A 12,878-nucleotide genomic window follows, 5' to 3' on the forward strand; every position below is an offset into this window, starting at 1 on the left:
CCGATGGTACTGCGTAGAAGTGGGAGAGTAGGTCACCGCCTTTTTTTAAGAAAAGAGCAATCACAATGTGGTTGCTCTTTTTTGCGTTTTAAAGAATTTGGTTTTCTTTCTTCATAATATTTATCTATTAAGGTTTTTTAGTTAATTTTTCAGATTACTGGCATCCGATTTGGGTATGACTGTACTTAATTATTTAACTTTATGTCTATGGGATTTTTTAAAACATTTAAAAGTGATTTACCTGCGGGTTTAGTTGTGTATTTAGTGGCGTTGCCTTTATGTTTAGGTATTGCTTTAGCTTCAGGTGCACCCTTGTTTTCTGGTATTATTACTGGAATTATTGGTGGTATCGTAGTCGGATTTTTAAGTGATTCGAAATTGAGTGTAAGTGGTCCTGCTGCTGGCTTAACTGTTATTGTGTTTGCAGCCATTGCGACCTTAGGATCGTTTGAAGCATTTTTGGTTAGTGTATTTATTTCTGGTATCATACAATTAGTATTAGGTTATGCTCGTGCCGGTATTATTGGTCACTTCTTTCCTGTAAGTGTAATAACGGGTATGTTAACGGCCATTGGCTTAAGTATTATATTAAAACAAATTCCACATGCTTTTGGAATTGACCTTAATGATATTGATACAGCATCGTTCGTTGATAAATATGGAGAAAATTCAATTACGCAATTATTCTTAATTGACGATTTTATCTTGCTCGGTGCTACTATCATAAGCGTGTTGTCAATGGGGATACTATTCCTTTGGGATACTCAATTTATAAAGAAGAACCCGGTAACGAAATTGATCCCTGGCCCCTTAGTGGTGGTTATATTAGGAATTGTATTAAATGAGTTTTTTAAAAGTAATATGTCTGCACTGGCTCTATCAAGTGCTCATTTAGTTGAATTGCCTGAGTTGAATGGTTTTGCTTCGTTTATTGGGGAGTTGCGTTTTCCTGATTTCTCCCAATTATCGAATCCTGATGTTTATGTAGTGGCCGGAACTATTGCTGTAGTGGGTAGCTTAGAGTCGTTATTAAGTCTTGATGCATCTGATAAATTAGATCCAAATAAGCGCATCTCATCTCCAAATAAAGAATTAAAGGCCCAAGGTTGGGGGAATATGTTGGCAGGATTAATTGGTGGCCTTCCTTTAACTGCTGTGATTGTTCGTAGTTCTGCAAACATTGGTGCTGGTGGTAAAGGAAAATTGTCCGCAGTATTCCATGGAGTATTGCTATTGGTGAGTGTGTTGTTTTTAGCACCATGGTTAAATTACATTCCATTAGCTGCTCTTGCTGCTGTTTTGATACATGTGGGTTTAAAGCTGAACAAAGTATCCATTTATAAAAATGCCATAAAATCTGGTGCGGATCAGTATATTCCATTTTTCTCAACCATAATTGTGATTCTATTTACCGATCTTTTAAAAGGGATTTTATTTGGTATCGTTATTGGATTTATTTTTGTACTTCGGTCTAACTTTCGTTCAGCAATTATTTTCTCAAAGGTCAAGAATAATTATATGATTCAGATTACGAACAACTTGTACTTCTTCCATAAAGCTCAGCTAAGAAGAATGCTTCAAAGAGTTCCTAAGGATAGTGACATACTAATTGATGGCACTTCGGTTAGTTTTATCGATCACGATATATTATTAACTCTTAAGGATTTTTGTGCGACTTCGGAACGGAATAACATTAATGTTACCATTAAGAGATCGGAGACAGCTGCCATTAGTCTATTTAAAACGGAAGAAGTTTAACCTTAAAACTAATTTTATGAAATCATTTGATCAAATGTTTTTAGCTAATAGAAGCTGGGCGCAAGCCAAATTACAGAATGATAAGGAATACTTTACGCGTTTGTCAAAGGGGCAGTCGCCAAAGTATTTATGGATTGGTTGTTCTGATAGCCGTGTGCCGGAAACTGAAATTACTGGCAGTGGACCTGGTGAATTATTTGTACACCGAAATATTGCCAATTTAGTACATAGCAACGATGAGAGTTTATTAAGCGTATTAAAATACGCCGTTGATTACCTGAAGGTGAAACATATTGTTGTTTGTGGTCATTGTAATTGTGGTGGAGTTAAGGCCGCTTTTGATGGCCTTGAAGATGAACATTTGGGTGAATGGATTGGTGATATTAAAAGCACTTACATGTCGAATAAAAGTGGATTGTCTGAGATAGACAGTGACATGGCTAAGATAAATCGTCTTGCTGAGATCAGTGTGGTTAAACAAGTGGATAAGCTCGCAGAATTTGATATTGTCAAGAATGCATGGAAACGTAAGCAACGTTTATTTATTCACGGGTGGATGTTTAATATATCAAGTGGGGAATTAAATACACTTAAGGAGGTTAATCCTGATGAGTTGCCAGAATTTCAATAGAAAGGAGATACTAGAACCAAAAGGTCATTAATTGTGAAGTTAATGACCTTTTATTTAACGTTTTTGTTGAAAGAAGGATTGTACTATGTTTTTACATTTATCTTCCATCACACCAGATATAATTTCAGTTTTTGGATGAAGAAGTGAAGGAGTACATCTCTTAAATCCCCTTTTTTCATCAGAAGCGCCATATACCAGTCGTTTTAATTGCGACCAGTTTAATGCACCTCCACACATAACACAGGGTTCAAGAGTAACATATAGTGAGCATTCATTGAGGTATTTGCCACCTAAATATTCTGCTGCTGCGGTAATAGCAAGCATTTCGGCATGGGCTGTTACATCATTTAAAGTTTCGGTTAAGTTATGAGTTCGTGCTATTATTTTGTTGTTACATACAACAACTGCACCTACGGGAACTTCGTTTTTGCTAAGTGCTTTTTCTGCCTCAACAAAGGCTTGTTTCATGTAGTATTCGTCTGAAAAATCTATTTTATTCATTTTTTTTGGAATCTATCTTATTACAAGTTCATTATTCTGTTTTTCTTACTATTTTCGCAAAGTTAAATTAATCATTAAAATCATTGCTATTCTTTCATTATTTAGCAAGAAGAAATTAGACTAAAATGTACAGAACACATACATGCGGTGAATTAAGAATAGAGCACTTGAATAAAGAGGTCACTTTAAGTGGCTGGGTACAAAAAGTGCGAAATCTTGGAGGAATGACATTTATCGATCTTCGTGATCGCTATGGAATAACTCAACTTGTTTTTAATGAAGAGACGCATAAGTCGCTTTGTGATCAAGCCAATGTGCTTGGGCGTGAATTTGTAATTCAGGTTAAGGGAAATGTAGCAGAGCGTAGTAATAAAAATGCGAAGATTAATACGGGTGATGTTGAGATTCTTGTGGAAGAACTGAATGTGCTTAACTCATCTGAGTTGCCGCCTTTTACCATTGAAGACGATACCGATGGTGGTGATGAGCTGCGAATGAAATATCGTTATTTAGATTTACGTCGTGCACCGGTTCGCGATAATTTGGTATTGCGCCATCAGATGGGCTTCGAAATTCGTAATTTCTTGAATAAAGAGCAGTTTATTGAGACAGAAACACCGGTTTTAATTAAATCTACTCCAGAAGGAGCACGTGATTTTATCGTTCCTTCTCGTATGAATGAAGGTCAATTTTACGCCTTACCACAATCACCACAGGTATTTAAACAGTTGTTGATGGTGGGTGGATTCGATCGTTATTTCCAAATTGTGAAATGTTTTCGCGATGAGGATTTAAGAGCCGATCGTCAGCCTGAATTTACACAGATTGACTGTGAGATGTCGTATGTTGAGCAAGAGGATATCTTAAATACCTTTGAAGGAATGACTAAGCATTTATTCAAGAAGGTGAAAGATATTGATTTAAATATTGATTTTCCACGTTTGACTTATGCTGATGCGATGAAATATTATGGTTCAGATAAGCCTGATACGCGTTTCGGAATGAAATTCGTGGATATTACAAGCGATGTTAAAGATTCAGAATTTAAGTTGTTTAATGAAGCTGAATACGTGGGTGGAATATGCGCTGATGCGTGTGCCGGGTATACGCGTAAACAATTAGATAAATTAACTGATTTTGTTAAGAAGCCGCAGATTGGTGCCGGTGGCCTTATCTATATCAAATATAATACGGATGGAACTATTAAATCTTCCATCGACAAGTTTTATAAAGCAGATGAGTTAGTAGAGCTTGGAAAGAAATTTAATGCTAAGTCTGGTGATTTAGTTTTAATTTTAGCTGGTGGTGAGGATAAAACACTTTCTGCTCTGGGAGAATTACGTTTAGAAATGGGTGAGCGCCTTGGACTACGTGATAACAACACATTTTCTCCTTTATGGGTAGTTGATTTCCCTCTATTGGAGTGGGACGAAAAATCTGAACGCTTCCATGCTATGCACCATCCGTTTACATCACCTAAAGCTGAAGATTTCCACCTATTGGAAACAAAGCCAGGTGAGGTTAGAGCTAATGCTTACGATTTGGTTATTAATGGCGTTGAAATTGGTGGTGGTTCAATTCGTATATTTAATGATGAGCTACAGCAGAGAATGTTTAAATTATTAGGATTCACTGAAGAGGAAGCTGAGAATCAGTTTGGTTTCTTAATGAATGCCTTTAAATATGGTGCGCCTCCTCATGGTGGTGTGGCTTTCGGTTTTGATCGATTAGTAGCCTTGTTTGCTGGTATTGAGTCAATCCGTGATGTAATTGCGTTTCCAAAGAATAATTCAGGTCGTGATGTGATGATCGATTCTCCTTCTCCTGTGAGTAAGGATCAATTGGAGGAACTAAAAATCAACCTGATTGAAGAGTAAACGTTCAAGTTTTAGATATAATAAAAAAGCAGGCCATAAGCCTGCTTTTTTTGTTATGTGTAGTTGATGTTTATTTTTCGTCAGATGTGTAGAAATTCTTAACCGGATTGCCATACATCTCAAGTAGTGCATTATGTAAGAAATCTCTGTCACCATCAATGCGCGATAGGTGTTCATCGAGGTATGCTAAAAAGATTGATTTATCTTCCTCCGTATATTTTTTCGTATGACGTGTATGATTCGTAAATAAATCATCTGCAATGAAATTGCCTGGAAAAAATTTATAATTATTGTGAATCTGCTGGTCAATAATTTCGGCTAAACCTTGTAATTGATCGTTTTTAGGTAAACCTTCCAGTGTGCTAAGTTCTTCCTTAATTGGAGTACCAAAAGCAAAATGAACTCTTCCTTTTCTACCTCTAATGCCCGAGCCCATGTGTTTTAAGTCATCAGCTTCGCTTTTTTTGTAATCAGGATTATCTCTCTTCATCTGAAATTCCATTGCCTTGAGATAATCACAAGGGTCATATTCATATGAAATTGAAACGGGAACAATGTTTAATTTGCCAAAGTTGCTGGCAAAGTCCTCTTTTCCACTCATGTTAATCATCTTAAGCAGACTAACCTGCGTGCGGTCGTCGCCATCTTTAGAGCGTCCTTCTCTTTGGGCAATCCAAATGCTTTGGTTGCGATCGGTAAGCGTTTGACGAATATAAGTAGATAAGCGAATTGAACTTTCCATCATTTGTCGAACTGGCAAGTTACGATTCACAATGAATGTTTTGTTTAGTTTAACCAAATCGGTTATCCAAGGGTATATTAAAAGATTGTCACCAATGGCAATTTCGGTTGTGTCAAATTTCTGCTCAACAAGTATTGTATTTAAAATGGCAGAATCTAAAACAATATCCCTGTGGTTTGAAATAAATAAATAGTGCTCATTTGGATCAAGGTTATCCAGACCTGTATGAGTAACACCTTTGGTTGTTGTTCTAAGTATTTCTTTTACGTAAGGGTAAATAACCTCCGATTGAAACTCACGAACACTCTTAATGCTTAATAGTTTTCCAACAAATTGCTCTGTTGAAAAATTGGGGTATAGAAATTTAATTAATTCGACGAAACTTGCTTCATTAGTGAGGCGTTCAAAAACTTCATGTATTTCTTCATCCTTATAAGGACGAATTGAATCAAAATTTAATTCTGTAGCCATATTACTATCCATATGTTTGATGCGAAATTACGTCAATCTATTGTGTTTACGAAATTCTACCACTAAATAGGTGAATTAATTAAGCGATTGCTGAAAATATAGTACTGCTACATTCCAAAAAATGGAAGTATTTCTTTTGGTTGGATATATTGTGGAATGTGAAATTGCTAAGTAGTTGGAAGTCAGAACTGAGGAGTTTATGGCACAGGCATTGTTTTACACAAGTCAAAATACCCAAAGCCATGATTAAAATAAAAGTTTTTAAAAATACAACGTTAGTATCCTTCGATAAGAAAGAGAACTTAGATATTCAAACATCTCAAGATCTTAAAAGTCGAGTAATGGATATATTAAAGAAGCCATTTACCAATTTGTTGGTTGATTTAGACAAGGTAGAAATGGTGGATGATGAAGGGTTAAATACCTTGATGGCAGTGCAACGTTTGTCGGAGATGAATCAAAGTCAGCTTAGCCTGTTTAACGTTAAGGAGAATGTGCTTAAATCAATGAAAAAGCATGAACTCCACAATTATTTCTTTTTCTGTGACCGTCCAAAGCCCTTTTCTAATGACCTATTGTTGGTTTAATTAGTTAAGGTTAATCAGGAAGCTTCGGCTTCCTGGTTTATAATCAAATATAAAATGTGCCAAGTAGCTTCTTATAACGATAAGAAAAACTTAGCACATTTTTATTTTTAAGAATATTTGAAACGTGATTTACTCAGCTTTTAGAGTTGCTGCGTTAGCTTCTTTAATTTTAACCGTCACATAGTCACCAACTTTGTGGTTTTTTCTTGATAATACCACCACCTTATTTTGAGAAGTACGGCCATATAGCTCTTCTTCTGATTTTTTAGATACACCTTCGATTAATACCTCAAATGTTTTACCAATATCGTTTAGGTTGTTAAGTCTAGATTGTTCTCTTTGAAAATCAACAATTTCTTGAAGGCGTCGTGATTTTACTGTTTCTGGAATGTCATCCGCTAGGTGTTCGCTAGCATAAGTGCCAGGGCGCTCTGAATACTTGAACATGAATGCTAAATCGTATTTTGCCCATTTCATGAGTTCAAGTGTTTCTTTATGATCTTCCTCTGTTTCGCTGTGAAAGCCACAGAAAACATCTGTTGAAATCCCACATTCAGGTATTATTTCTTTTATGGCTCTTATTCGATCCATATACCATTCTTTATCGTATTTTCGATTCATAAGCTTGAGAATACGACTGCTCCCTGATTGTAAGGGAAGGTGGATGCTACGACAGATATTGGGATGCTTTGCAATTACTTTTAGAGTTTCATCACACATGTCTTTGGGGTGTGAAGTTGAAAAACGGAAGCGCATTTTTGGAAAGCAACCAGCAACGTAATTCAATAAGGATGGAAAATTTAACTGATTACATGCATCGCCTTCCCAGTTATATGAATTAACATTCTGACCGAGGAGTGTTACTTCCTTAAATCCTTTGTTTTGTAAATCTTCTATTTCCTTTTTTATGCTTTCGGGTTGCCTGCTTCTTTCACGACCTCGGGTATATGGCACGATGCAATAAGAACAGAAGTTATTACAGCCTCGCATGATGGAAACAAAACCCGAAATTCTGTTTTTACTGATGCGCGATGGAATTATGTCAGAATAAGTTTCGTTGTTTGATAATTCAACATTGATGGCTTTGTCCCCATTTTCTGCCATCCCAATTAAGTTGGGCAAATCCATGTAAGCATCAGGTCCAACAACAATGTTTGCACCTTTTTCAAAAAGTTGTTCCTTTACACGTTCTGCCATGCATCCAATGATGCCAATAATTAATTTAGGATTTTTTTTACGCATGGCAGTAAATTGCTGAAGGCGACCTATAACACGCTGTTCAGCGTTTTCTCTGATCGAACAAGTGTTGATAAAAACAGCGTCAGCATCATTAATTTCGTCACATAATGAGTAACCATCCATCTCCATCACCGATGCCACAACTTCACTATCCGCCACATTCATTTGGCAACCATAGGTTTCAATAAATAATTTTTTACCTGCCACTTTGGTAATGGCTGGCTTTACATTCTTAAAATCCATACTGTTCTATCTGGGAATTAGCAATCTTATTTTTAGTGGGGCAAAGTTAATGCTTCCAAACAAATGACCAAGCTAAAAAAATGTAATAGCGTTTGTTATTAATCATTTCCATAATATGGAAACGTTTCTTTGATTATAACGTATCATACTAAAATCAACTGCATAAGCGTCAAATTTTTATTATATTTAAAGTATTAATGCAAACGCCACAACTATGAAAAGAGTTTTAATTCCAATAGATTTTTCTGAAGATTCATTGAATGCCATGAAATATGGTATTGCCATGGCCAATCATTTAAATGCTAATGTGCGTGTAATGCACGTTAAAACGGGTTTAGAGTATGCACCTGTGTTTGCCAAAAATCAATTGGAATATAAGTTGAATAAGGAGGTTGATAGTTGGATGCAGGATCTTCAAAAGACCTTTTCTGATGATTATTTTGTCCCTGGTGGTAAGTTTGATTATAAAATACGTGAAGGAAATGTGGTGAATGAGATTGCGAATCAGGCAAAGTATGACGATTCGAGTTTGATTGTTGTAGGTTCGCATGGAGAATCTGGTTTTCAGAGCCGATTTATAGGAAGTAATGCCTATCGACTTGTGGCACATTCTCCTTGTCCAATTTTAGTTGTAAACAAAGGTATGCAATGGGAGCATGGTGTTCGAAAGGTGGTTGTACCTATTGATTTTTCCAAAGCAAGTCGAAAGAAGATTCCTATTGTAACTGGGGTCTCAAAATCGTTTAATGCTAAAGTTTATTTGGTGGGTTTACGCCAATCAAAATTTAAATTTTTACTCGACAGGGTTAATTTGTTTATTCGGCAGGTAGAGAGATATATGGTTAATAATGCTGACTTGACGGTAGAAAAACACGTCTTGTTTGGTAAAAAATTAGTGCAACAAATTATTGATTATACCGAAGAGGTAAACGGCGACCTAGTTACCGTTCATGTACATCATTCGAGTAATCCATTATCGAATTTATTCCGACCTTTTGCTAATGAGTTAATAAATAATTCGAGCAAACCAGTATTGGTTATTCCTACTAAAGACTAAGTTGTCGATCGTTTTTAAGAAGTTAATTTTAGCTAATTATTTGTTACTGTCTCAAAAGTGTTTTTTCGGATGGCAGGTTTGATTATCTTTGCGCCAAATCAATAGATTGTTGATATGAAGTTTTTACTTGTTGCTGTGTTTATTCTTTTGTCAGGAAGTTGCTTTGCTCAGTCTTCGTCGAAGCGAATGGTTGAAGCTGTGCAAGAATCTGTTGAGGGAGAAGGTACGGTTACTATTCATCAGGAGGAAGGAATTAATTTTCTGTTAGATACTCAGGTGGATGTAAATAAGCGTATGGCTGGGGTTGATGGCTATCGTATTCAGCTTTATTCTGGTTCAGGTCCCAAAGGAAAACGTCAGGCAATGGAGGTGAAAGGTAAGTTGTTAGATGAGTTTCCTGATGAGGCGATCTCAACAACATACACAGCTCCTTGGTGGCGAGTACGAGTAGGCAATTATCGACATAAACATGAGGCTCTGCCTTTGTTAAATAGCTTAAAGGAATTTTTCCCAAACTGTTACGTTGTAAAAGACAGTGAGGTAAAAATGAAAAAATTTGATAGAATGTAAGAAGCCGCTTTGTCGGCTTCTTTTTTTTGTGAATTACCGGTTTGGTAATTGAAAAATTGAAATAAATTTGCGCATCATTTTTTATAGAAAATTATCATGAGTGACCAGATTAAGCATGAGTGTGGTATTGTACTAATCCGATTGTTAAAGCCATTGGAGTATTACCAGGAAAAGTATGGTACATGGATGTACGGACTTAATAAACTGTACTTGTTGATGGAGAAACAGCATAATCGTGGGCAAGATGGTGCTGGAGCTGTTAATCTTAAGATCGACCAAACGCCGGGTAAAAAGTATTTTTCAAGAAAGCGTTCGAATAAAGCTAATCCAATAAAAGACGTATTTGAACATGTTAATGCGCCTTTTATCAAGTTACAGGAAAAAAATCCTGAATTATTGCAAGATGCGGCTTATGCTAAGGAAAATCTACCTTTTGCAGGAGAGTTGTACTTAGGTCATTTGCGTTATGGAACTTTCGGTAATCACAGTATTGACTATGTGCACCCTGTGATGCGTGAAAATAACTGGCGCTCACGTAACCTAGTGATGGCTGGTAATTTTAACTTGACCAATGTTGATGAGATTTTTAATTCGCTTTTTGATTTAGGTCAACATCCAAAGGATTATACCGATACGGTAACAATTCTTGAAAATGTTGGGCACTTCTTGGATGAAGAGAATCAAATGCTTTTTAGAAAATACAAGAACGAAGGAAAAAATAATCGCGAAATTTCTGCTTGTATTGAAGAGGAATTAGATGTTCGTGAGATATTGGAGCGTTCGAGTCGTAGGTGGGATGGTGGTTACGCCATTGCAGGTATGATTGGGCACGGCGATGCATTTGTGGCACGTGATCCATGGGGAATACGTCCGGCTTGTTATTACCAGGATGATGAAATTGTGGTGGTTGCTTCAGAACGACCGGTCATTCAGACAGCTATCAATGTACGTTCTACTGAGGTAAAAGAAATTAAGCCAGGGCATGCCTTAATTATTAAGAAAAACGGAACCGTTACAGAGGAATTAGTTCGCGTTCCGCAGAAACGTACATCCTGTTCGTTTGAGCGAATTTACTTTTCGCGTGGCAGTGATAAAAAGATTTACAATGAACGTAAGGAGCTTGGGCGTTTATTGGCAAAAACACTGCTTGAGAAAGTTGATTATAACATTGAAGATACTGTCTTTTCTTATATTCCAAATACTGCTGAAACGGCTTTCTATGGAATGATGGAAGGTGTAAGAAAGGAATTGGATCAGGTTAAGAAAAAGCAGATTCTTGATAAGGGTAAGGATATCACGCCAGACGAATTAGATAAGATTTTATCTGTTGAGCCTCGCGTTGAAAAAATCGCCATTAAGGATGTTAAGATGCGTACCTTTATTGCTGATGATACCAGTCGTGATGATATGGTGGCGCATGTATATGATGTCACTTATGGTATTGTAAAAAATGGTGTTGATACTTTGGTAGTAATTGATGATTCAATTGTGCGCGGTACAACATTAAAGAAAAGCATTCTGCGCATCTTAGATCGTTTACATCCTAAAAAGGTGATAATTGTATCGTCGGCACCGCAAATTCGTTACCCTGATTGTTATGGTATCGATATGGCCAAGTTGAAAGATTTCTGTGCATTTTCGGCAACAATTGAGTTGTTAAAAAATGCAGGGCGTCAGCAAATTATTGATGATGTGTATAAGAAATGTAAGGAGCAACAGAATCTGCCTAAAGAGGAAATTGTGAATTATGTGAAAGAAATATATAAGCCTTTTACACCAGAAGAAATTTCTGCGCAAATAGCAAAAATGCTAACTCCGGAAGACATTGATGCAGAGGTGGAAATTGTATACCAAAGTATTGAAAATTTACATGAAGCTTGTCCTGAAGATAAGGGAGATTGGTACTTCACGGGTAACTACCCAACTCCAGGAGGTAATAAAGTGGTTAATACCTCTTTTATCAATTTTGTGGAAGGTAAAAGTGGTAGAGCTTATTAAGGATATTATCCTAATATTATATAAAACGAGACTTGAGAAATTAAGTCTCGTTTTTAGTTTGTAATATCCAATGCCATTTGAATATAGGCATATACATCAGAAGGGTGGTGATTCATCTTTGTGTTACTTCTTTTGTGTCCAAGTCGCACAATAATTAAGTCTTTTTCGGGAATCGAAATAATATATTGACCAAGTATGCCTCTTGCATAAGTGACATTAAGATCCTTGTGTTTTAATAACCAATACTGAAAGCCGTAATAGTCCACATTTTCCATTTGTAAGTTTACCAGATGTGAAGCTGGAGAAGTGGCATATTGGAGGTATTGTTCTGAGATGATTTGTTGCCCTCGCCAAAAGCCTTTATGATTTATTAAGGCTCCTAATAGTGCAAAGTCGCGAGCATTACTGTTAAAGCAGCAATAAGCTTTTTCATAACCATTTTTTGTATCAAGCGACCAAAGGGCAGGCTGTCTAGCTCCTAGAGGTTTCCAGAGTTTCTGAGAGGCGTAGTGGCTAAGATTTTGACCTGTTGCTTCTCTTAGTATGTGGGCTAGTATTTGTGTGTCGCCACTTTTGTATTCAAATATTTCACCGGGTATTTCAACTATTTTCAACTCATTGACCAAGTTGTCTAATCTGTCGCCATAGTAGGCTTTGGTAGTCATCGATAATGGACTTGAATAGCTCTCGTCCCATGATGAACCACTACTCATATTTAATAGATGTCGAATAGTTAGTTCCTTGCCATTGTATTTCTCTAAATGAGGCAAGAAATCACTTGCTTTTTGGTCGACAGATTGGATGTAACCATCTTCAATGGCTGCACCAATAAGCAAAGCGACAATGCTTTTTGCGGCAGAGAATGAATTGGAGTAGGAGTCTGGACCATAACCATCCCAGTATTCTTCATAAACAATACTGTCATTTTTTATTACCAAATAGGCAATTGTTTGATAGTGTTCTAGTGTGTCGCGCCATTGCTTATCGAACGAAGCTTGATTGTAGTTGTTTGCACTTGGCCAAGTAAATGTGTTGTCAGAAGTTTTTACTTCGCGATTTTCAAATATTTCATAATCTGCAATGCCAGGAAACCAATAGGTAAAGGCCATGCGCATGTGATGTGGCAACAAAAACCAAATGCCGATAAATAATACAATTATAAATGTAAATCTAAAGCGTTTTTTTGCTGCCATAACCACTGTTT

General features: G+C 36.6%; 11 protein-coding genes. 7 read left to right on the forward strand and 4 right to left on the reverse strand.

Features of this window, described 5'->3' with window-relative positions:
• The first annotated feature begins 207 nt into the window (after positions 1–207).
• Positions 208–1,758 carry a SulP family inorganic anion transporter gene (locus ACRD7B_RS18650; RefSeq protein ID WP_430826148.1) on the forward strand — a complete coding sequence of 517 codons (1,551 nt, stop codon included), beginning with the start codon at positions 208–210 and terminating at the stop codon, positions 1,756–1,758.
• A 16-nt stretch (positions 1,759–1,774) separates the two neighbouring features.
• Positions 1,775–2,389: a carbonic anhydrase gene (locus ACRD7B_RS18655; protein ID WP_430826149.1), complete on the forward strand. Its 615-nt coding sequence runs from the start codon at positions 1,775–1,777 to the stop codon at positions 2,387–2,389.
• 54 nt (positions 2,390–2,443) lie between these two features.
• On the opposite strand, the gene ACRD7B_RS18660 is transcribed toward ACRD7B_RS18655, so the two are convergent.
• Positions 2,444–2,890, reverse strand: a complete 447-nt coding sequence (locus ACRD7B_RS18660) for a nucleoside deaminase (protein WP_430826150.1) — start codon at positions 2,888–2,890, stop codon at positions 2,444–2,446.
• A gap of 125 nt (positions 2,891–3,015) precedes the next feature.
• On the opposite strand from ACRD7B_RS18660, the gene aspS reads away from it, so the two are divergent.
• On the forward strand, positions 3,016–4,767 hold the full coding sequence (gene aspS, locus ACRD7B_RS18665; protein WP_430826151.1) for an aspartate--tRNA ligase: 1,752 nt from the start codon (positions 3,016–3,018) through the stop codon (positions 4,765–4,767).
• 70 nt (positions 4,768–4,837) lie between these two features.
• Here the strand turns inward: aspS and ACRD7B_RS18670 are convergent, their stop codons facing one another.
• A complete protein-coding gene (locus tag ACRD7B_RS18670; RefSeq protein ID WP_430826152.1) occupies positions 4,838–5,980 on the reverse strand; it encodes a 1-acyl-sn-glycerol-3-phosphate acyltransferase in 1,143 nt (380 codons plus the stop codon).
• Between the two features lie 242 nt (positions 5,981–6,222).
• On the opposite strand from ACRD7B_RS18670, the gene ACRD7B_RS18675 reads away from it, so the two are divergent.
• On the forward strand, positions 6,223–6,567 hold the full coding sequence (locus tag ACRD7B_RS18675) for an STAS domain-containing protein (RefSeq protein WP_430826153.1): 345 nt from the start codon (positions 6,223–6,225) through the stop codon (positions 6,565–6,567).
• A gap of 129 nt (positions 6,568–6,696) precedes the next feature.
• Here ACRD7B_RS18675 and miaB read toward each other — a convergent pair whose 3' ends face one another.
• The gene (gene miaB, locus ACRD7B_RS18680) at positions 6,697–8,049 is read right to left on the reverse strand and encodes a tRNA (N6-isopentenyl adenosine(37)-C2)-methylthiotransferase MiaB (RefSeq protein WP_430826154.1); all 1,353 of its coding nucleotides are present in this window, start codon (positions 8,047–8,049) and stop codon (positions 6,697–6,699) included.
• Positions 8,050–8,263: 214 nt separating this feature from the next.
• On the opposite strand from miaB, the gene ACRD7B_RS18685 reads away from it, so the two are divergent.
• From ACRD7B_RS18685 to ACRD7B_RS18695, 3 genes are all read left to right on the forward strand, one after another.
• The gene (locus ACRD7B_RS18685; RefSeq protein ID WP_430826155.1) at positions 8,264–9,106 is read left to right on the forward strand and encodes a universal stress protein; all 843 of its coding nucleotides are present in this window, start codon (positions 8,264–8,266) and stop codon (positions 9,104–9,106) included.
• Between the two features lie 114 nt (positions 9,107–9,220).
• The gene (locus ACRD7B_RS18690) at positions 9,221–9,676 is read left to right on the forward strand and encodes an SPOR domain-containing protein (protein ID WP_430826156.1); all 456 of its coding nucleotides are present in this window, start codon (positions 9,221–9,223) and stop codon (positions 9,674–9,676) included.
• Positions 9,677–9,772: 96 nt separating this feature from the next.
• The gene (locus ACRD7B_RS18695) at positions 9,773–11,674 is read left to right on the forward strand and encodes an amidophosphoribosyltransferase (RefSeq protein ID WP_430826157.1); all 1,902 of its coding nucleotides are present in this window, start codon (positions 9,773–9,775) and stop codon (positions 11,672–11,674) included.
• A 53-nt stretch (positions 11,675–11,727) separates the two neighbouring features.
• Here the strand turns inward: ACRD7B_RS18695 and ACRD7B_RS18700 are convergent, their stop codons facing one another.
• Positions 11,728–12,867: a serine hydrolase domain-containing protein gene (locus ACRD7B_RS18700; protein WP_430826158.1), complete on the reverse strand. Its 1,140-nt coding sequence runs from the start codon at positions 12,865–12,867 to the stop codon at positions 11,728–11,730.
• Between the last annotated feature and the right edge of the window lie 11 nt (positions 12,868–12,878).

The organism is Carboxylicivirga fragile, from assembly GCF_050589805.1.
GTDB lineage: Bacteria > Bacteroidota > Bacteroidia > Bacteroidales > Marinilabiliaceae > Carboxylicivirga > Carboxylicivirga fragile.